Genomic DNA, 20356 nt, shown 5'->3' with positions numbered 1-20356 from the left:
GGTGCACTGATGTAATGACAGCCGTCGGTCAGCAGATCAATAGCGGGGGGCGTCATCACACCGGGTGGGGAAGGCGTGGCGTACTCGCCCACCTCACCGGTGTCCACCGCCAGTGCTTTACTTGAGCAGACCTTCCTGAGAGCCCCGTTCGACGGCGCAGTGGCCGAGGTCACCGGTGAGGTGGGCGAGTACGCCACGCCTTCCCCACCCGGTGTGATGACGCCCCCCGCTATTGATCTGCTGACCGACGGCTGTCATTACATCAGTGCACCCATTGACGAGGTAGATGCGTCGGAAATCGACGTAGGACTGCCTGTTCGGGTAACCCTGGATGCTTTCCGGGATAAGATCTTTCCGGCCAAGGTGCGCCGCATTTCCCCCTACATCCTCGATCAGGAAAAACAGGCCCGCACCGTTGAGGTGGAAGCCGAGCTCTCCGCCCTGCCTGAAGGGATAAAACTGCTGGCTGGATACAGTGCGGATATGGAAATTATTCTCGACAGCGGGGATAACGCTCTGCGTATCCCATCTGAGTTGGTGGTGGACGAGACGTTCGTACTGGTGCTGGATGGTGATGGTGTGCTGCAGCGCCAGGCGATTGAGAAAGGGCTGGCCAACTGGCGTTACACCGAAGTGCTGGGTGGCCTCAGGGAAGGCGACCAGATTGTCAGCAACATTGGCAGTTCCGGCGTCGAGGCGGGGGCCGCGGCGAAGGTTGGACCGTCAGCCAATGATTGAACTGGATGGCATCAATAAAACCTACCAGGTTGGGGAATTTCCCTTGCGTGCCCTGCAGGATGTGAGTATCACCATCAATGCCGGTGAGTACCTGTCGGTGATGGGGCCCTCCGGGTCGGGAAAATCCACCCTGCTGAATATGGTTGGGCTGCTGGACCGGCCTGACAGTGGCCGATACAGCCTGGACGGCAACGCCACAGAAACCCTGGGAGAGGAAGCGCGGGCACGTTTGCGGGCTGACTACATCGGGTTTATCTTTCAGGCCTTTCATCTCATCAACCGCCTGACCACGCTGGAAAACGTCGAATTGCCGATGATGCTGGCGGGCATTGGCCCCAAACAACGCCGCCAGAGTGCCCTCGACGTGTTGGAGCAGGTGGGTCTGGCAGAACGTGCCAGCCACCGTCCCAACCAGCTTTCCGGTGGCCAGCTGCAGCGGGTGGCCATTGCCCGGGCGATAGTGATGAAACCTCGCATTCTGCTGGCGGATGAACCCACCGGAAACCTCGATCAGGCCTCCGGCCATGAGGTGGTGGACGTGCTGGAAAATCTCAATCGCGAGGGTATCACCCTGCTGGTGGTGACCCATGACATGGCCCTCGGTAAGCGGGCACGACGGCGCATCCGCATGGTGGATGGCCGCATAGAAAAGGATACCGATGACAGCGATGCTGCTACTGGATCAACTGCGCTTTAACAGCCAGCTATTTTTGCGCCACCGGGTGCGCACCGGGTTGCTGTTACTGGCAGTGGGGCTTGGGGTGGCCTCGGTGATTCTGCTTACCAGCCTGGGAGAGGGCGCCCGACGTTATGTGGACCGGGAATTTTCTGCCCTCGGCAACCAGTTGTTGATCATTCTTCCCGGGCGTAAGGAAACCACCGGTGGAGCCCCCCCTATTTATGGCACAGCACCCCGTGACCTGACTCTGGAAGACGCCCAGGCATTGGAGCGCATCCCCGCTGTTCGCGCTGTGGCACCGGTGATTGCCGGTACTGCTTCGGTTGCATTATCCAGCCGTTCAAGGGAAGTCATTGTGCTGGGGACAACGGCGGCGATTTTTCAGGTGCGGAAGATGAACGTGGCCCAGGGCGAAGTACTGCCAGCACGTGCCCGCAGCGAGGCCATGGCCGTTTGTGTATTGGGCTCAAAGCTGAAAAATGAACTGTTTGGTAACCGCCGCGCCATTGGTGAATGGGTGAGGGTAGGCGACCGCCGCATGCGCGTGATCGGAGTGTTGGAGGAGCGGGGGGAATCCCTCGGGCTGGATCTGCGGGACATGATTATCGTGCCGGTTCGCACCGCCGAGCAGATGTTCAATACCCCGGGCCTGTTTCGGGTGTTGATGGAGCTGGATGGCAACGCCGACTTCAAGCGCGCCGAGGATCGGGTCAAAGCCATTATTCGCGAGCGCCACGAGGGCGATGACGACATTACCCTGATCAGTCAGGACTCCATGCTGGCCGCCTTCAACAATATCCTTACCACCCTGACCTTGGCCATCGCTGCCATTGCTGCCATCAGCCTGTTGGTGGCGGGCATCCTGATCATGAATATCAGCCTGATATCCGTCAGCCAGCGGCGCAAGGAGATCGGTTTGCTAAAAGCCCTCGGCGGCAGCAGTCGCCAGGTGCGGCAACTGTTCCTCGGGGAATCGTTGCTGCTGGTCAGTCTGGGATCGGTGGCCGGTATTGTGGTGGCCTGGGTGGTGGTGAATGTTCTGGCACGACTGTGGCCGGTATTTCCGCTGGCACCGCCCTGGTGGTCCATTCCCGCCGCCGTGGGCACAGCATTACTGTCCGGGCTGATATTTTCCTTGATCCCGGCACGCCGGGCGGCAGCCCTCGACCCGGTACTGGCCATGCGGGGTCAGGATCAATGAAGTTTCTCGACTATCTGCGCTGGATCTTTCGTGCCCTGTGGATGCAGCGGATGCGCTCGGCCCTGACCATTGTCGGCTTTGCTATCGGTATCGCCGCCATGGTTTTGCTCAGCTCCCTGGGGGAGGGATTGCGGCTGTTCGTGATCCAGGAGTTCACACAGTTCGGCAGCCACATTGTGGCCGTGACCCCGGGAAAGACCGAGACCTTTGGCCTCGGGGGTATTCTCAATACTACCCGGCCCCTTTCGTTGGAGGATGCCGAGGCGCTGGAGCGCATTCCCGGGGTGGAGCAAGTGGTGCCTGTGGTGTTTGGGACTGCACAGATCAAGGCGCTGGGACGCAGTCGCTATACCGAAGTTGCCGGTGTGGGGGCGCTGGCGGATAAAGCCTGGAAGCTGGAAGTGTCCCAAGGGTCCTTTCTGCCAGTTGAAGATGTGCATCGAGCGCGGGCCTTTGCCGTTCTGGGCAGCAAGCTCAAGCAGGAACTGTTCGGTAATACCAGCCCGCTTGGTGAATTCGTGCACATCGGTGGCAACCGTTTCCGGGTGATCGGCGTCATGGAGCCAAAGGGCCAGTTTCTTGGCACTGACCTGGATGACATGATTTACATTCCTGCCAACAAGGGGCTGCAGATCTTCAACCGCGAGAGCCTCATGGAAGTGGATATTTTCTATAGTCCCGCCGTGCCCACCGATCAGCTGACAGATAACGTCAAGCGGCTGCTGATCGAACGCCACGGTTTTGAGGATTTCACCATCGTCACCCAGGACCAGATGATGGCCACCATGGACAATATCCTGCGTATTCTCAAATATGCCGGTGGTGGGTTGGGGGCAATCTCCCTTTTGGTGGGAGCGGTGGGTATTACCACCATCCTGATGATTACCGTCACCGAGCGCACCTCGGAAGTGGGGCTGCTGCGGGCGTTGGGCAGTACCCGGGGTCAGGTACGGAACTTGTTTCTCGGTGAGGCGGTTATGCTGGGATTGATTGGCGGTTTGGCCGGTGTGTTGGCGATTGCCCTGTTAATTGTTGCAGTACAGTTGTTTGTGCCGGCATTGCCGGTGGCTCTGAAAGGGGAAATTGTTACGGTGGCGCTGATGGCCTCCATGCTGATCGGTCTGATCGCGGGAGTAAGGCCGGCTTTGAATGCCACGCGGCTCAGTCCTATCGACGCCCTGCGGGCAGAATAGGCTTAGTCCTCAATCGGAAAAGAAATCAGCTCCGGCTCCCGATCCTTCTCAACCTCGATATACCAGCCGTGATGGTGCCAGTCGCCCAGTACCAGACGTTCTCCACAGGGTAGCCGGTGTCGATCGGGCCTGTGGGTATGACCGTGAATTAGCCGTTTTACATCGAACGCCCGCATCACCCGCTCCACCTCCACGGGGGACACATCCATGATGTTATCTGCTTTGTTGGCGTTGGCAGACATGCTTTTACGGCGCAGGTCGGCGGCAATTTTCTGGCGTTTTTTCAGGGGCAAGTGACGCATGACAAACTGCAGTGGACGGAAGCGGGAGATACGGCGGAATTTCTGGTAATCCACATCATCGGTACACAGGGTGTCGCCGTGCATCAGCAGCACCGGTTCACCCGCCAGCCGGGCCACGTAGTGATCAGGCAGCAGTGTGCAGCCGGTTTCATGGGCAAAGCGGCGAGCGATCATGAAATCGCGGTTGCCATGCATAAAGTAGAGAAGGGTGCCGCTGTCGCTGAGCTGTTTCAGCTCTCCGATCACTTCCCGGGGCAGTGGCGCCGGGTCATCGTCGCCAATCCAGGATTCGAACAGGTCGCCGAGAATATAGAGCGCTTCGGCTTCGCGGGCTTTGTCGTGCAGAAAAGCAAAAAACGCCCGGGTTACCGCCGGGCGTTCTGGAGAGAGATGCAGGTCGGAGATCAGCAGCGTAGACATCAGCGCAAATCGGCCAACCCTGTCGCGCGGTAATTACTTGTCCGCGTAGGCATCGCTGATGGTCACTTTCTGGATTTCCACCGGCTCCTTGGGGACATCCTGGTGCATGCCGTGGCGGCCGGTAGCCACACCTTTGATGGCATTGACGGCATCCATTCCATCCACAACGTTACCGAATACTGCGTAGCCCCAACCCTGGGGGTTTTTGCCACTGTGGTTCAGGAAAGCGTTGTCAGACACGTTGATAAAAAACTGTGAACTTGCAGAATGCGGGTCGCTGGTGCGCGCCATGGCCAGGGTGCCGGTTGCGTTGGCCAGACCGTTGTCCGCTTCGTTCTCAATTGGATCGCCCGCAGGCTTGTGCTGCATATCGGGGGTGAAACCACCGCCCTGAATCATGAAGCCGTCGATCACGCGGTGAAAAATCGTTCCTTCATAAAAACCATCACGGCAGTATTTCAGGAAGTTGGCAGAAGATACTGGCGCTTTTTCAAAGTTCAGTTCAATGCTGATGTCGCCATAATTGGTGTGCAGGGTAATCATGTAACGTGCTTCCTATAACTGTCTTAAGTGGGGGGTATGTTACGTTTTTCAGAGGGGGATGCAAACACCATCGGGTTGTGTTTTCAGGTCAAGGACGATGGGTGTCCTCGGCCCGCAGGTGCGGTGTGATGGCAGGGGGTTCGATACGCGCCTGCCAGGCCTGAATAACAGCGCACAGCAAAATCAGGGAAATGCCCACCCACATCACGTAATCCGGGAAAAATTGCCAGAACAGCATGTCCACACCGGCGGCCATGATGATGGATGTGTATTCAAACGGTGCCACCACCACGGGTTTGCCAATGCGGAAGGCAGCCACCATCAAAATAAACCCCGCGGCACAACCGCTGCCGGAGATAAAAATCAGCAGCAGCTCCATGGCTGTCAGGGGGACCCATTCGGCGGGCCAGAACCACGCCAGCACCAGTAGCGGGAAGTAGAAATAAAAATTGAGCGACCAGTCCGATTCCGTGCGCGATAGATAACGGGACCAGAGAATCATGCCGGCATAGGACACCGGCAGTGTCAGCAGCGCCAGGTAATTCCAGCTTATGCTGGACAGATCGGGTTTCAGGGCAAGGCTCACGCCGACAAATCCCGTGATAGTGGCAATCCACTGGATGCTGTTGGCATGTTCGCGCAGAAGCAGGGGTGAAATGGCTGAGATGATAATGGGTGCCCCGGCCAGCGCTGCCGCTACGGCGCTCATGGGAAAATATTTCACCGCCACGTAATAGCCCAGGCTGATCAGCGCAAAAAACAGGCTGCGCAGGAAGTGATGAACCGGCCTGCGGGTTTTCAGTAGCGCCAGGCGACCGGTGATGATAACCATGGCTGTCAGCACGACTAAAGAGACCAGTGTGCGCAGGCACATCACCTGTCCCAAAGGAATTGTCGCCAGCAGTTTCTTCGCCAGTGAGTCGCCGATCAGGAATGACAGCAGGCAGAGTTGCAGATAAAGAATGGCGCGTGTGTTGGGTTGCATGCAGGGCTATGCTCTGAAAACTCGGGCTTTGGGTGTATCAGTTGTTTATACGCTGTTCCCTGAACGCTATAATCCGGCTCTTTTTCAGGGGGATGGCCACGACGGCCCGGCAGTATGGCAGACGACAGCAAACCGCTCAATTTCATTCAGCAGATCATTACCCGCGACCTCGACGAGGGTACGGTCAATAAAGTCGTGACCCGCTTCCCGCCGGAGCCCAACGGCTACCTGCATATTGGTCACGCCAAATCCATCTGCCTCAACTTTGGTCTGGCGGCCCAGTTTGGCGGCGCCTGCAACCTGCGCTTTGATGACACCAACCCGGAAAAAGAAGAAGACGAATACGTTCAGGCCATTATTGAGGACGTGCGTTGGCTCGGTTTCCAGTGGGATGGCGAGATCCGCTATGCCTCCAATTATTTCGACCAGTTGTATGCCTGGGCACAGCAACTGATTCGTGAGGGCAAGGCCTTTGTCTGTGAGCTGAATGCCGAGCAGATGCGTGAATACCGTGGCACCCTCAAGGAACCGGGCAAACCCAGCCCCATGCGCGACCGCCCGGCGGAGGAAAGCCTGGCGCTGTTGGAGCAGATGAAAAACGGCGAAATCGACGAAGGCCGCATGACCCTGCGGGCCAAAATTGATATGGCGTCGCCTAACATCAACCTGCGTGACCCGGTACTGTACCGCATCAAGAAACGCGCCCATCACCGCACCGGTGACAAATGGAACATCTACCCGTCCTACGATTTTGCCCACGGACAGGAGGACGCCATTGAGGGTGTCACCCATTCCATCTGCACCCTGGAATTTGCCGCCAACCGCCCCCTCTATGAGTGGTTTATCGAAAACCTGCCGGTGCCTTCCAAACCCCACCAGTACGAGTTTGGTCGCCTCAACCTCAATTACAACATCACCAGCACGCGCAAACTCAAGCAGCTGGTGGATGAGAACCACGTGGACGGCTGGAATGACCCACGCATGCCGACCATTTCCGGGCTGCGCCGTCGCGGCGTACCCCCTGCGGCCATTCGCAACTTCTGCGACAGCCTTGCCGTGGCCAAAACCGACGGCGTGGTGGATATGGCCCAGTTTGAACACTTTATCCGCGATGACCTGAACGACAACGCCGCCCGCGCCATGTGCGTGCTTAAGCCGTTGAAAGTCACGCTGACCAATGTGCCCGAGGGCGAAGTGGAAATGCTCTCCGCCCCCGGTCACCCCAACCGCGATGATCTGGGTGAGCGCCAGTTGCCCTTCACTCGGGAAATCTATATTGATCGCGAAGACTTCAATGAAGACAGCTCGTTGTCTCGCAAAAAATTCAAGCGGCTGGTGCCCGGCGAATGGGTACGGCTGCGCGGCGCTTATGTGATCCAGGCCAACGACTTTGTCAAAGACGACAGCGGTGAGATTGTTGAGATCATTGCGGAAATTATTCCCGGCACCATCGGCGAGGACCCGCCCGAAGGTATCCGCCCCCGTGGCGTCATTCACTGGGTCTCCGCCACAGAGTGTGTGGATTGCGAGGTGCGCCTATACGACCGCCTGTTCAGCGATCCGTCCCCGGAAGCGGATGACCGCAACTTCCTCGATTTTATCAACCCGGAGTCGCTACAGATTCTGCAGGGCTGCAAGGGTGAAATCGGTCTGGCGGAAGCCGGTGTGGGAGACCACTACCAGTTTGAGCGGGAAGGCTATTTCTGTCTCGACAGCGGCTACAGCAGCGCCGACAAACCGGTATTCAACCGCACCATTGGCCTGCGGGATACCTGGAAAAGCTGAGTAACTATTCCAAACGTTACTGAATTCACAACGGGCTGCACCGTGGCCCGACAAACCGAAAGAACTGAGTACCATGGCACTGACACTGTATAACACCCTGACGCGGCAGAAAGAGGTTTACAAACCCATCGAGGCCGGAAAAATCCGCATGTATGTGTGCGGTATTACCGTCTACGACTACTGCCATATCGGTCATGCGCGGGTCATGGTGTCGTTTGATGTCATCACCCGTTACCTGCGCTCCCAGGGTTGGGATGTCACCTACGTGCGCAATATCACCGACGTGGACGACAAAATTCTCAACCGTGCCATTGAAAATGGCGAGTCGTTTACCGACCTCACCGATCGCATGATCGATGCCATGCACGAAGACGAGGATGCCCTCGGTGTGCTGCGCCCGGATATCGAGCCCCGCGCCACCGGCCATATGGACGATATTCTCGACATGGTGCAGATTCTGGTGGACAACCATTACGCCTACGTGGCGGACAATGGCGATGTTTACTACCGTATCAGCCGCTTCCCCGAATACGGCAAACTGAGCAACAAGAATCCTGAAGACCTGCTGGCCGGTGCCCGGGTTGAGGTGGGTGATATCAAGGAAGACCCGCGGGATTTTGCCCTGTGGAAAAGCGCCAAGCCCGGCGAAGTGAGCTGGGATTCCCCCTGGGGTCCCGGTCGTCCCGGTTGGCACATTGAATGTTCTGCCATGTCCATCTGCTGTCTGGGGGAAACTTTCGATATCCACGGTGGAGGCCCGGACTTGCCGTTCCCCCACCACGAAAACGAAATTGCCCAGAGCGAAGCCGCCACCGGCAAGCAGTACGTTAATTACTGGATGCATGCCGGTGCCGTGCGTGTGGACGACGAGAAAATGTCTAAGTCTCTGGGCAACTTCTTCACCATCCGCGAAGTGCTGAAAAAATATCACCCGGAAGTGGTGCGCTACTTCCTGCTGTCCAGCCACTACCGCAGCCCCATCAACTATTCGGAAGAAAACCTCATTGAGGCCAAGGGCGGACTGGAACGTTTCTATACCGCGCTACGCCCCTTCGCCGATGTGCAGCCCGTTGCGCTGGATACATTGAAAGACAGCGACTACTACCAGCGCTTTGTGACCGCCATGGACGACGATTTCAACACCCGCGAAGCGCTGGCGGCCATGTATGACCTTGTCAGGGATATCAACACCCAGGCCAAGACTGATGACGTACGGGCGCGCCAACTGGTGGCGGAACTGAAAGCCATGGCGGGTATCTTTGGTATTCTCGATGCCGACCCCGAAGCCTTCCTTCAAGGTGGGGGTGAGGGTGACCTCGATGCCGAACAGATTGAAGCACTGATCGTTGAGCGCGCCGACGCCAAGAAAAACCGCGACTTCGCCCGTGCCGACCAGATTCGTGAAGATCTGCTCGCGCAGGGTGTAGTATTGGAAGACTCTCGCGAAGGCACTACCTGGCGCAGGGAATAATTGTTGTAAATAGATACAGAGCAGGGGAGGTAAAGATAATTGTTTAGCTATATCGAACCTGTATTTCGTCCCCCCAGCGAAGCCCGCTCACTGATCTTACAGGTGACTAACGGCTGTTCCTGGAACCGCTGCACCTTCTGCGAGATGTACACCGCGCCGCAGAAGAAATTCAGCGTCAAACTCCAGTCCGAGATCGAAAGTGAGCTGCAACAGGTAGCCGCCACTGGCCACCCGGTGCGTCGGGTATTTCTCGCCGATGGCGATGCCGTGACATTGTCCTTCCGCCGCCTTAAGGAAATCCTGCTGGCCATCCGGCAGCACCTGCCGGACGTGCAGCGCATTTCCTCCTACTGCCTGCCCCGCAACCTGAAAAACAAATCCGTGAAAGAGCTGTCGGAACTGCAACAGCTTGGCCTCAGTCTGATGTACGTAGGCTGCGAATCCGGCGACGACCTAGTATTGGAAAAAATCGAAAAGGGTGAAACCTACGCCTCGTCACTGGACGCCCTGCACAAGATCAAAGGGGCCGGTATGAAAAGCTCGGTAATGATCCTCAACGGCCTCGGCGGCCAGCAATACTCCGAACAGCACGCCATCAACTCCGCCAGGCTGATGAACGACACCCAGCCGGAGTTCCTCTCCACCCTGGTGGTCAGCTTCCCCATGGGAGAGGAGCGGTTTCAGCAGGGCTTCGGTGGCGAATACCAACCGCTGACCCAACGGCAACTGTTTTTGGAAATGGAAATGCTGCTGGATACCCTGCAACTGGAACGCACCGTATTCCGCAGTGACCACGCCTCCAACTACCTGATTCTTAAAGGCACGCTCAATCGTGACAAGGACCAGTTGTTGCAGCAGGTGCGCACTGCCATTCATCAGCCGGGGATGATTCCTCTAAGGGAAGAGTGGCAGAGGGGGTTGTGAGACAAACCGTTAGTTATTTGCTTGATTTACTCTGAAAGCTTCTAAAATAAACTTGTAGACACTGGCAACTGAGCTCCTTCATAGGCTCTGTTAGAAAAGAGTTTGTCGCTTACAATAACCCTGCCTAGTAGTCTGGAAATCTATTTGGGCTATTGATGCATGAGACGATAAAAGCAGTTTCATGTGACTAAAGTGTAGGGTGCAATCAATGTATAAAAAGTCTCGCTCATGCAAGATACCCTGTTATCTGATACTTCTGCTGGTCGCCTTGTTTCTGCTGGGGTGTGTATCAAAAACACCAAACATTCAGGATCATAAGCAGTACAGAGAAGCTGTCAGTTCATCTGATAGCTCACTGGTGTTAGGGAAAATTACATGGATTGAGAATGGAAAATTAAAACCTATTGGTGGCGGGGTGTTTGATTTCTACATCAAACCCGGCTTGCTCAGGTTGGAGGATAGGTCCAGGCATTTTGCAGATTTGAATTCTGAAGGAGAATTTGCCTGGAGCTTAAAGCCGGGTACATATGTTATGTTCAGGTTAAATTATCGTGACACTTGGTCTGGCAATTACTTTTTTGTGCCTCAGGTCGTATTCAAAGTCGGGGAGAGTGGCCAAGCTTATTACATTGGGACTCTGTCATCGGAGTTCACCTATGAGCGAGATTTAATTGGCGGGATGTCTGGCCAGACAAAATTTTTAATCCTTGATGAGTCTGCCAAATATATCCCTATATTTGAAAAGAGGGTTGGTAAAGGTATTCAGAAATCGCTCATGGTTCATGATAAGAATATTCCAAGAACGATAGATACCGAGCCTGAATTCCAAATTTTACTCCAAGTAATAAACGCCATTTTGTGAGAATTCACCACAGAGGCTTTATCAGCACTGCTCTGATATGAGACATTCAGCGTTACACTAATGCGTCTCATGTTTCGGGTAATAGAGTAAAAATTTATTGATTTCAACGCCTGAAATATTTTTGTGAAGGTAGAAGTGGTGCCTTATTAGTGTTTAACCGACTGCGCAACTGGCTGGAAAATCGCCGCGTTAAAAAAATGGGTTTTACTGCCGAGCAGTGGGAATCCGCCATTGCTGACTGGCCGGTGATGCATCGCTATCAGGGTGCCGAGCGCGATGCCCTGCGCGATATGTCCTTCCGTTTTCTGGTGCGCAAAACCTTTGCTTCCGGGAGCGGGTTTCAATATACCGACGCCATGTGCCTGAAGGTCGCCACCATGGCCTGTGTGCCGGTGCTGCATCTTGGTCTGGACTGGTATGACCGCTGGAAAACGGTGATTCTCTACGAAGATGCTTTTGTACCGAACCGCCCCTATCGTACCGAGGATGGCGTCGAGCATTCCCGGGGGCCGGGGCTGAGTGGTGAGGCCTGGTACCGGGGGCCGGTGATTTTGTCGTGGCAGGATATTTGCGAAACCGGTGCCCATACCCGCCACGGGAAGGCCAATAATGTGGTGATTCACGAGTTGGCGCACAAGCTGGATATGCTGCGCGACGGCGCCAACGGCGCGCCGCCGATGCACCCGGATATGCGCCCCGGCGAGTGGCACGATATTTTTACCGCGGTCTGGGATCGCCTGCAAAATGATTGGCGACACCACCGAACATTACCCCTTGATGACTATGCCTTGACCAGTCCAGCGGAATTCTTTGCGGTGTGCAGTGAGGCCTTTTTCGAGGCCCCGGAAAACATGCGGAAAGAAATGCCCGAAGTGTATCGGCTGCTCTGTCAGTTCTATCGTCAGCAGCCGGTGCCATTGGCTATTGCCGGTATGTGACAGTGCGCTTTCCCACAGCTCAAATATGTCTGGGGGCTTTTCTGTGAGGACGAATCACGCAGTCACCGGTCAGTATTAAGAGCGCTACTGGCTGTGCGAAGGGCTACGCTTAAACGATGAGACTGCATTTTTGTTACTGGCCATTAACGGGCGGCATTGGTTTGCGTCGCCGGTTTGTCCTGTTGCGAAAGCCTAGCCTCGGCGGCGAATCGGGTGGTCAGTACGTACCCGTTTAGGTGGCTTGCCAGATGGATGCGACGCCGGAATCACTGCGCAGCTTTTTTGCCCGCGATCAATTGCGTAATGGCAGAGGGTTGCTGATACGCGCCATCAACCCCCAGGACAAGGACGTGTTGCAGGAGGGGTTGCACCGCCTTAGCGCCGAATCTTCCTACTGCCGCTTCTTTCATTACAAGAATGACCTGTCGTTACAGGAGCTGAAAGACTTCACCGAGCCGGATTTTGACCGCCATGTGGCGCTGGTTGCTGTGGATGAAGATCTGGAAATGGTGGTTGGCGTGACGCGTTATTTCTCTTGCGATGACCTACCGGTAAGAACCGCAGAAATCATCCTGGCGGTGGAAGATGCATACCACGGTCTCGGCGTGGGCTCGTTGTTGCTGGGTCATCTGGTGGATCTTGGCCGTACGGCAGGATACCGGGAGTTTCGTGCCGCCGTGCTTGGCGAATACTACAAAATGCTGGATGTGCTCTACAACATGAATCTGCCACTGAGGCGTTCCATGGAAGGCAATACCGTTGAGGTGCACCTTTCACTCGACCAACCGCCGGTGATCTGACATGTGTGATTCAGCCTGGTTTTCAGTCAGTAGGAAAACGATTTCACCCGCATCGTCGGGAGCTGGTGGCCGGTATGTGTGGCCGCTGTTAATGGCAGTTCTGTTTCTGTTTGGGGGTGTGGGTTGCGCTCCGACAACCAAGATAGCCCGCCCAGCAGGGAGCGATGTGTTGGAGGAGCAACAGTGGCAGCGCATTGAGGCGGAAAAGGTTTACCTGGAGCGCAACGCACACTTGCAGGACCTGGCGTGGCGGATAAGAACAGCGGGCGTGCCGTTGTGCCCCGATGATCATATCCGGTCGGTGGGTTGGGTGTGGAAAGATACTGCCACGTTGGATAAAAAAGACAGAACCCTGTTTTCAGGGGTATACGGACTCAAGGATGGGATTGTGATAAGCCACGTCATCTTCGGTAGTCCGGCGGCCTATGCTGGCTTACGGGAGTTGGATGTGATCCGTTCGGTGAATGGGGTGACGATACCGGCAGCTAACGCCTCGGAGGTATTTGTGAAGTCCCTGGAGGCGGTGTCCATGCCGATGTCGCAACAGCATCTGGTGTTGGAGGTAGAGCGGGACGATCAGCGTGTGACACTGGATATCGTGCCGGTAACCACCTGCTCCTTTCCGGTGGTGCTGATAAAGGATGATGACCTGAATGCGGCAGCGGATGGGAGGGCCACTTATATCACTGCGGGTATGTATCGGTTTGCCGAGTCCGACGAGGAATTGATGACGGTCATCGCCCATGAGTTCGCCCATAACAGTGAAGGGCATATTGAGAAACGCACTGGCAACTACCTGTTGGGCAGTATCTTCGACATCATTGCCGCCGGTTACGGGGTCAATACCCAAGGTACTTTCGGCAATGTGGGTGGCAGTCTCTACAGCCAGGATTTTGAGCGCGAGGCAGATTACGTGGGCATGTATTATCTGGCCAATGCGGGTGTGGATACCGGAGTCGTCAATGCGTTCTGGCGGCGCATGGCGATTGAGCACCCGGAAGGCATCCGTGAACACTACAACAGCTCTCACCCGTCCACGGCGGAACGCTGGGCCAATCTCAAGGCGACCCATGAAGAGATTGAGCAGAAGCTGGTGAGCGAAGGGGCATTGCTGCCGGAACGGAAATAATCGACAAAACGCGTATTTTACCCGTCGATGGTGTTAACCAACGCAGCACTCTTTGATATCTGGGGTCTTCAACCCACTCTCACGGTGGAACGCCTTACCGATCTGCCTGAACAATTCAGTAAGTAACCCAAATGATATAACCCATACTCAGCTTCGCCGGACCTGGTAACACGGCGCAGACGGTGGCTATTGGCGATTCCTGCAGTGTTATTTTTTCTCAGATTGGTGCTGTCAGGTTCAGTGTGGGTATCACTCTTGGGTGTGTTGTCGTAGCCTTGCCCACTCAAATCAGAATACTGGTAGTGATTCATGCAGAAAGTTCTTTTGTTGGTGGATGTGCAAAACGTCTATTACACCGTCAGGCAGGTATACGGCTGTAATTTCGATTACAACGCGTTCTGGTCCCGGGTCACTGCCGGGCGAGAGGTGGTTAAGGCCTTTGCCTATGCCACGGAGCGGGGTGACCAGAAGCAGCGGGAATTTCAGAATATTCTGCGGGCCATTGGTTTTGAGGTGAAACTCAAAAATTTCATCCAGCGTGCCGATGGTTCGGCCAAGGGCGACTGGGATGTGGGCATTACCATTGATGCCATGGAATATGCCGGAGATGTAGACGCCGTAGTGCTGGTTTCCGGCGATGGCGATTTCGACCTGCTGGCGCATAAACTGCGGGAAGATAAAAACAAAAAGGTTGAGGTGTATGGCGTGCCTGGCCTGACCGCCGCTGCACTGATCAATGCCGCCAGTGAATTTATTCCCATCGACGATGGGCTGCTGCTGCGTTGAGTATCGGAATCGGCAGTACAGGGAGTGTTGCTCTGGAGCAGAGACCTTGATGTATTTCCTGATGTTTATCAGTGCACTGGGGGCGGGTTCGCTGCTGCCGTTTTACTCGGAAGTGGCACTGGTTACCTTTGTCGACGACGGCAACCCGATGTTGCTCTGGTTGGTGGCAACAGTGGGCAATACCCTGGGCGCCGCGCTGAACTGGGGGATAGGCCGTTACCTGATCCATTTTGAAAACCGTTCCTGGTTTCCCTTCAAACCGGAAAAACTGCACCGGGCCCAACATTGGTTCCAGCGTTACGGGGTATGGAGCCTGTTGTTGGCCTGGGTGCCCGTGGTGGGCGATCCGCTGACATTTGTGGCAGGAGTCATGCGGGTGAATCTGGGACTGTTTTTACTGCTGACGGCCATCGGTAAAGGCCTGCGCTACCTGATAGTGATCGTCCTGTATCTCAACCTGATCTGACTACGCGGTAGAAATCGAGCTCTAACAACACTCGTCGCTCAAAACTTTGCTTTAATGAAAACATGAATGATTTTCTCTATCTGGTGATGGATCAGGGCGGGCAAAGCAGCCGAGTGCTGGTTTTTGATGCCGTGGGCAGGCAACGGTTGTTACTGCGCGAACCGGTGAAGACCCGACACCCCATGCCGGGGCGGGTGGAACAGGACCCGGTTGAGGTGGTGGCCTCCATTCGCAGGTTGCTGGACAAGCTCCCCGATCAATTGGGGGGAGACATTCACAGGCTTAAAGCGGCGGCGCTGGTAACCCAGCGCTCAAGTTTGGTGTGTTGGGACCGGGAGACAGCAGCGCCCCTGTCGCCGGTGTTGAGTTGGCAGGACACCCGGGCTGCCAAGTTTATGGAAACACTGTCGTTGAGTGATGAGGAAATAGCCCTACACACGGGTCTGCGACCCAATGCACATTACGGGGCCAGCAAGCTGCGCTGGTGTCTGGATACCATTCCCGGGGTGAAGGCGGCGCTGGGGGAACAGCGTCTGGCTTGTGGGCCTTTGGCCAGTTACCTGCTGTACGCCCTGACCCGACAACATCACTTTGCGGTGGACCCTGGCAATGCCCAGCGGACATTGTTGTGGCACTTGCCTTCGGGGGATTGGGGTGAAGTCCTGCTGGCGCAGTTTGATATTCCAAAATCTATTCTTCCTCCGTTACAACCCAGCGCCAGCGACTTTGGTGACCTGCAGATTGGCGATGTCCAGTTACCTGTCGCGCTGCTCAATGGTGATCAAAATGCCGCCTTTTTCAGCCAGGGAGAATTGCCCGGGGAGCAGGTGACCATCAATGCCGGCACCGGAGCGTTTATAGCCGTGCGCTGTGCTCCCTCGGTATCAGCTCCGGCGGGACTTCTGAAGACGCTGATTTTCGAAACAGGGACTGAAGCAGAATCGGCGCGCTGGTTTGTGGTGGAAGGAACGGTTAATGGTGCAGCCAGTGCGCTGGAATTACAGGCGGCGGAACTGGGTGTTGCCGATTATCAGCGGAGTCTAGATCAGTGGCTGAAATCCGAAACCGTCATCCCGCTTTTTTTAAATGGCGTGGGAGGGCTGGGTGCACCCTATTGGCGGGGAGATTTCTGTAGTCGATTTGTCGACCTTGATGCCAATAACAATAAGGCCGCCCTGGTGGCGGTGCTGGAAAGTATCGTCTTCCTGTTGATGGTAAATCTGCTGCGCATTCGCGACTGGCGGGGTGAGCCGGAGCCACTGACCCGCATACTGGTGGGGGGTGGCCTCTCACAGCTGGATGGTTTCTGTCAGCGGCTCGCGGATTTGTCCGGACTGCCGGTGATACGCAGTGCGGACACGGAAGCGACCGGCAGGGGAGCAGCATTTCTGTTGGCGGGCCAGCCGGGAGATTGGCTGGTTTATCCCGGGGATGAATTTACCCCGGTAGAAAATGCCGAACTGGCGGGCCGTTTTCAGTACTGGTTACAACGGATGGCTGAGGCTACGGACAAACCTCTGTAGAAGTACCTCGGTGGGTTACGATTTGGGTTCTTCGCAAAGGCGTATGTGTTGGGTGTCGGCGATGTGGTTGGCGCGACCCAACTGCTTCTCGACACGTTGCAGCACTTTTTCCGCTGTAGCCCGGTAACCGGTGAGTTTGCCGCCGTAGATGGCCAGGTAACCGTTACTTTCAACAAACTGAACTTCGCGACTGCGCAGGTGAAATCCCATCGCTTCTTTGGGTAGGACTTTTTTGGGTAAAACCCTGAGTCCGGCCATTTCGCCGCAGACTTGCCCGGGGTAGTCCGGGAAATAATGGTGAAGCACCTCAAGCAGATACTGCCTTTCCTCATCTTTGACTGCGGTGTTATCCGGGTTGTTGTCAAAAGCGGTTTCAGTGGTGCCGAGCAGGGTGCCGTCGTACCAGGGCACCACAAACACCGCGCGGCCATCGCTGGGGGCTTCCAGATAGAAACACTGCTCGCTGATCTTTTGATCCAGGATGAGGTGCGCTCCCTGAACCAGGTCAATGTCGATGATCTGTGGTTGGGGGGTAATAGCGCGGGCAAGCAAATTGATCCAGGGCCCTGCGGCGTTGACCAGCAAGCGACAATGGATCGTTTCGATACCCGCAGTAGTTTCCAGCTCTACCCGGTAGCCCTGCGGTGTTTGTGTGGCAGACCGCAGTGTGGCAGGACAACGGGTATCAGCCCCGAGGGATTGGGCGGAGCGGACCACGGCTTCAGTCAGGCGGGTGTCGTCGGTTTGGGCATCCCGGTAGCGGAAAACCTTCTGGAGTCCTTCTGTTTTCAGGCCACACAGGGCCGACCAGTCTGCCGACGGGACCACTTCAAAGCGGCCTTCGCTGCTGCAGCCGGTTAGCAGCCAGTAGAGTGTCAGTCCCGCGCGGATTTGCCAGGGACGGTAGGTGGAATCGTGGTAAATGGGGATGGTAAACCAGTTGCTGTGTACCAACTCCGGTGCCAGCTTCAGGAGCAGACTGCGCTCTTTCAGGCTTTCTCTCACCAGTGAAAAATCACCGCTTTGTAAATAGCGCAGGCCGCCGTGAATCAATTTGCTGGATTTGCTGGATGTGCCCGCCGCCCAGGCGGTTTTTTCAACAATGAGTGTTTGGTAACCGGCAGCCTGTGTGGCCTGGGCCACGCCAGCACCCTGAATGCCGCCGCCGACCACCAGTACATCGACGGTGGTTTCAGAGGTGGAGGAGGTGGGTGAAATAGCGTCCAAGCTCAGAGCGCCCGGTGGGCCAGATTTTCCAACAGACCACCGATATCGAAGGTTTCCACCATATCGGCCCCGCGGTCAAACCAGGCAATGGCCTGATCCGGGTCTTCCACTTCGTAGATTACCCAGGTGGGCGTTATTTCATCCAGAGAAGAGCCCTCCGGCACTTTGTCCGTATCACAGAAGATAAACTCCGGTTGGATACGTTGCATCAGATTGCCCTGACGTTCTTCCCAATCCTTCAGTACCAGCCCCAGTCTGGGGAAGCCCTGCTGGTGGGCATAGTCGATAAATTCATCACTGAAGCTGATCAGTACGCACTGATCCCTGACCGGGGTGAGTATCTTGCTGACGATGTCATAGGCCGCTTCCAGGCCCACAATGTGCAGGCCGCTGCGTTTCATTTCGATAAAGGCGGTGACCTCTGGATGTTCCTCCAGCAGGCTGACCAGATCGCAGAGTGGTGTGATGGTCTGGTTAATAAACTGGTCGCCAAGGCGTTCCGGCTCATGGGCAGGGCGGCTCACCAGTTCGTCGAGGGTCAGTAGGTGTACCGCATTTTCTTCACCGCTGATGCGTGTCATGAGGTTGTCGTGGTACAGCACGGGCTGCTGATCGGCGCTGAACAGGATATCGGTCTCGATAAAGTGCGCGCCGGCATCAATGGCCGCCGCCATGCCTAGCAGGGTATTTTCAGGGTAATGTTTGGGGTAACCCCGGTGGGCTACCAGTCGATCCGCGAGCATGGCTGTTTTCCCTTCCGTTCTGATCCTATCCTAGTCCAGTCGGACGGGAAGTCACAGCCCTGTCGCTTTGGCGAGTGGGCCGATCAGGCCATCTTTTTCTCGCCGGCGTCCACGGATTGCAGAATCAGAGTGTTGATGGTCATGGGGCCGACACCGCCGGGAACCGGGGTCAGTGCAGCGGCTCTGTCATGCAGTGGGGCCAGTTCGATATCGCCAACTCCACCCGGGTGATAGCCGGCATCGACAACCACTGCGCCATCCTTGATCCATTCCGCCTTGATAAACTCCGGTTTGCCTACGGCACCCACCACGATGTCGGCAGTGGCGATCATAGCTGGCAGGTTTTCAGTGCGGGAATGACAAATCGTCACCGTGGCGTTGGCATTCAGCAGCATCATCGCCATCGGCTTGCCGAGAATAGGGCTACGGCCTACCACCACGGCGTGTTTGCCTGACAGGGGAATATCGTAAGCTTCCAGCAAGCGCATGATGCCTTGGGGGGTCGCCGAGCCGTAGGCGAATTCGCCCATGGCCATGCGACCAAAGCCGAGGCAGGTGACGCCATCCACGTCTTTTTCCAGGGCGATGCTGTCAAAACAGAGACGCTCGTCAATCTGTTCCGGTACCGGGTGTTGCAGCAGAATACCGTGGCAGTTGGGGTTGGCATTCAACTCTTTAATCTTGGCCAGCAGTTGTTCGGTTGTGGTGGATTCCGGCATCTCCACGGCGATGGATTCCATGCCCACCCGTTTGCAGGCGTTCTGTTTCATGCGCACGTAGGTGGCGGAAGCTGGGTCGCCGCCCACCAGGATGGTGGCCAGGATAGGCGTCTGGCCGCCACTTTTCTCTTTCAGGGCGTTAACGCGCTCACTCAGTGCGGCTTCGGTTTTCTGTGCGACGGCTTTGCCATCGAGGATGAGTGCGGCCATGGTTGGTTAAGCTCCTGATTGGATAGTGAAAGCCGGGCATTTTCGCACTTCGCTTCGTTCCTGTGAAGGGAATCGCCACCCCCTTATTGAGGGGCTTTTTCATTGACGAGGCTGGTCGTCGCCAGTATTATGCGCACCTCTCGAAAGAGGGCACTTGAGTGATAACGGGGAATAGCGCAGTCTGGTAGCGCGCCTGCTTTGGGAGCAGGATGTCGGGGGTTCGAATCCCTCTATCCCGACCATTCCTTTTTGTTTACGATCCCTTCTTTATTTTCCCTTAATAGTAACGTCTTGATTTTTATCGTCTTTGCGCGTTTTCTGTGAGTCTGGCCGTCAGATATCTGAAGTCTGAATGTTTTTGCTATTTCTTTTCCCTTCAGATGCCCTGAAAGAGCGATAACCGCTTGCTTGCGAGTGTTTCTGCTCTTAAAATCTCATTCTTTCGGCTTATCTATAAAGAAGCATTAAAAGTATTGCGAGGATTTTTCATGCAAGTTTCCGTTGAAACGACTTCTGGTCTTGAGCGTCGCGTCACAATTCAGGTGCCAGCAGCGCAAATTGATGAAGCAGTTGAGGAGCGTCTGAAACAGACTGCTAAAAGCGCACGTATCAACGGCTTCCGTCGTGGCAAGGTGCCAATGAGCTTTGTTCGTCGTCAGTATGGCAACGAAGTGCGTGCAGAGGTTGTTTCTGAAGTTATGCGTACCAAGTA

At 55.8% G+C, this 20356-nt stretch carries 21 protein-coding genes and 1 tRNA gene; 16 read left to right on the top strand and 6 right to left on the bottom strand.

Annotated elements, in window-relative coordinates; genetic code table 11:
* Positions 1-75 precede the first annotated feature (75 nt).
* From ACYZYZ_RS02735 to ACYZYZ_RS02720, 4 genes are read left to right on the top strand one after another with little or no spacing between them, the layout of a single operon-like run.
* Positions 76-738, top strand: a complete 663-nt coding sequence (locus ACYZYZ_RS02735) for an efflux RND transporter periplasmic adaptor subunit (protein ID WP_461483168.1) — start codon at positions 76-78, stop codon at positions 736-738.
* Complete coding sequence (locus tag ACYZYZ_RS02730) at positions 731-1435, top strand: ABC transporter ATP-binding protein (protein ID WP_461483167.1); 705 nt, start codon at positions 731-733, stop codon at positions 1433-1435. Before ACYZYZ_RS02735 ends, ACYZYZ_RS02730 begins: the two co-directional genes overlap by 8 nt.
* Entirely contained in the window at positions 1398-2618 is a 1221-nt protein-coding gene (locus ACYZYZ_RS02725) for an ABC transporter permease (RefSeq protein ID WP_461483166.1), read from the top strand. Before ACYZYZ_RS02730 ends, ACYZYZ_RS02725 begins: the two co-directional genes overlap by 38 nt.
* The gene (locus ACYZYZ_RS02720) at positions 2615-3811 is read left to right on the top strand and encodes an ABC transporter permease (RefSeq protein ID WP_461483165.1); all 1197 of its coding nucleotides are present in this window, start codon (positions 2615-2617) and stop codon (positions 3809-3811) included. The genes ACYZYZ_RS02725 and ACYZYZ_RS02720 overlap by 4 nt, the downstream gene beginning before the upstream one ends.
* A gap of 2 nt (positions 3812-3813) precedes the next feature.
* Here the strand turns inward: ACYZYZ_RS02720 and ACYZYZ_RS02715 are convergent, their stop codons facing one another.
* The 3 genes from ACYZYZ_RS02715 to ACYZYZ_RS02705 all read right to left on the bottom strand — a co-directional run bounded on the left by ACYZYZ_RS02715 (position 3814) and on the right by ACYZYZ_RS02705 (position 6061).
* Positions 3814-4533, bottom strand: a complete 720-nt coding sequence (locus tag ACYZYZ_RS02715) for a UDP-2,3-diacylglucosamine diphosphatase (protein ID WP_461483164.1) — start codon at positions 4531-4533, stop codon at positions 3814-3816.
* A 33-nt stretch (positions 4534-4566) separates the two neighbouring features.
* Positions 4567-5076: a peptidylprolyl isomerase gene (locus tag ACYZYZ_RS02710; protein ID WP_305169331.1), complete on the bottom strand. Its 510-nt coding sequence runs from the start codon at positions 5074-5076 to the stop codon at positions 4567-4569.
* An 88-nt stretch (positions 5077-5164) separates the two neighbouring features.
* Positions 5165-6061 carry a DMT family transporter gene (locus ACYZYZ_RS02705; RefSeq protein ID WP_461483163.1) on the bottom strand — a complete coding sequence of 299 codons (897 nt, stop codon included), beginning with the start codon at positions 6059-6061 and terminating at the stop codon, positions 5165-5167.
* 114 nt (positions 6062-6175) lie between these two features.
* Here ACYZYZ_RS02705 and ACYZYZ_RS02700 point away from each other — a divergent pair, with 114 nt between their 5' ends.
* The 10 genes from ACYZYZ_RS02700 (at position 6176) to ACYZYZ_RS02655 (ending at position 16745) form a co-directional block, all read left to right on the top strand.
* Entirely contained in the window at positions 6176-7846 is a 1671-nt protein-coding gene (locus ACYZYZ_RS02700) for a glutamine--tRNA ligase/YqeY domain fusion protein (protein WP_461483162.1), read from the top strand.
* Between the two features lie 73 nt (positions 7847-7919).
* Positions 7920-9317, top strand: coding sequence for a cysteine--tRNA ligase (gene cysS / locus ACYZYZ_RS02695; protein ID WP_461483161.1), 1398 nt, complete (start codon positions 7920-7922; stop codon positions 9315-9317).
* Between the two features lie 39 nt (positions 9318-9356).
* Entirely contained in the window at positions 9357-10241 is an 885-nt protein-coding gene (locus ACYZYZ_RS02690) for a radical SAM protein (RefSeq protein ID WP_461483160.1), read from the top strand.
* A gap of 208 nt (positions 10242-10449) precedes the next feature.
* Positions 10450-11103, top strand: a complete 654-nt coding sequence (locus ACYZYZ_RS02685) for a hypothetical protein (protein ID WP_461483159.1) — start codon at positions 10450-10452, stop codon at positions 11101-11103.
* Between the two features lie 149 nt (positions 11104-11252).
* Positions 11253-12041: a M90 family metallopeptidase gene (locus ACYZYZ_RS02680; RefSeq protein ID WP_461483158.1), complete on the top strand. Its 789-nt coding sequence runs from the start codon at positions 11253-11255 to the stop codon at positions 12039-12041.
* A 248-nt stretch (positions 12042-12289) separates the two neighbouring features.
* Positions 12290-12841 carry a GNAT family N-acetyltransferase gene (locus ACYZYZ_RS02675; RefSeq protein ID WP_461483157.1) on the top strand — a complete coding sequence of 184 codons (552 nt, stop codon included), beginning with the start codon at positions 12290-12292 and terminating at the stop codon, positions 12839-12841.
* Between the two features lie 91 nt (positions 12842-12932).
* A complete protein-coding gene (locus ACYZYZ_RS02670; protein ID WP_461483156.1) occupies positions 12933-13970 on the top strand; it encodes a M48 family metalloprotease in 1038 nt (345 codons plus the stop codon).
* Between the two features lie 309 nt (positions 13971-14279).
* Positions 14280-14756 (top strand): NYN domain-containing protein, encoded by a 477-nt coding sequence (locus tag ACYZYZ_RS02665; RefSeq protein ID WP_461483155.1) that lies wholly within the window; start codon positions 14280-14282, stop codon positions 14754-14756.
* Positions 14757-14805: 49 nt separating this feature from the next.
* Positions 14806-15222 (top strand): YqaA family protein, encoded by a 417-nt coding sequence (locus tag ACYZYZ_RS02660; RefSeq protein WP_461483154.1) that lies wholly within the window; start codon positions 14806-14808, stop codon positions 15220-15222.
* Between the two features lie 62 nt (positions 15223-15284).
* On the top strand, positions 15285-16745 hold the full coding sequence (locus ACYZYZ_RS02655; protein WP_461483153.1) for an FGGY family carbohydrate kinase: 1461 nt from the start codon (positions 15285-15287) through the stop codon (positions 16743-16745).
* 15 nt (positions 16746-16760) lie between these two features.
* Here ACYZYZ_RS02655 and ACYZYZ_RS02650 read toward each other — a convergent pair whose 3' ends face one another.
* The 3 genes from ACYZYZ_RS02650 to folD all read right to left on the bottom strand — a co-directional run bounded on the left by ACYZYZ_RS02650 (position 16761) and on the right by folD (position 19644).
* Entirely contained in the window at positions 16761-17972 is a 1212-nt protein-coding gene (locus tag ACYZYZ_RS02650; protein WP_461483152.1) for a glycerol-3-phosphate dehydrogenase/oxidase, read from the bottom strand.
* 2 nt (positions 17973-17974) lie between these two features.
* Positions 17975-18715, bottom strand: coding sequence for a glycerophosphodiester phosphodiesterase family protein (locus tag ACYZYZ_RS02645; RefSeq protein ID WP_461483151.1), 741 nt, complete (start codon positions 18713-18715; stop codon positions 17975-17977).
* 83 nt (positions 18716-18798) lie between these two features.
* Entirely contained in the window at positions 18799-19644 is an 846-nt protein-coding gene (folD, locus tag ACYZYZ_RS02640; protein ID WP_461483150.1) for a bifunctional methylenetetrahydrofolate dehydrogenase/methenyltetrahydrofolate cyclohydrolase FolD, read from the bottom strand.
* A 165-nt stretch (positions 19645-19809) separates the two neighbouring features.
* Here folD and ACYZYZ_RS02635 point away from each other — a divergent pair.
* Together ACYZYZ_RS02635 and ACYZYZ_RS02630 are read left to right on the top strand one after the other, a co-directional pair.
* Positions 19810-19886, top strand: a tRNA-Pro gene (locus ACYZYZ_RS02635).
* Between the two features lie 162 nt (positions 19887-20048).
* Positions 20049-20356, top strand: a 308-nt coding sequence (locus ACYZYZ_RS02630) for a trigger factor (RefSeq protein ID WP_461483149.1), incomplete at its 3' end; no start/stop codon positions are given.

This window comes from Porticoccus sp. (assembly GCA_023261185.1).
Classification (GTDB): Bacteria; Pseudomonadota; Gammaproteobacteria; order Pseudomonadales; family Porticoccaceae; genus Porticoccus; species Porticoccus litoralis.
This window is presented reverse-complemented; position numbering and strand designations above follow the sequence as displayed.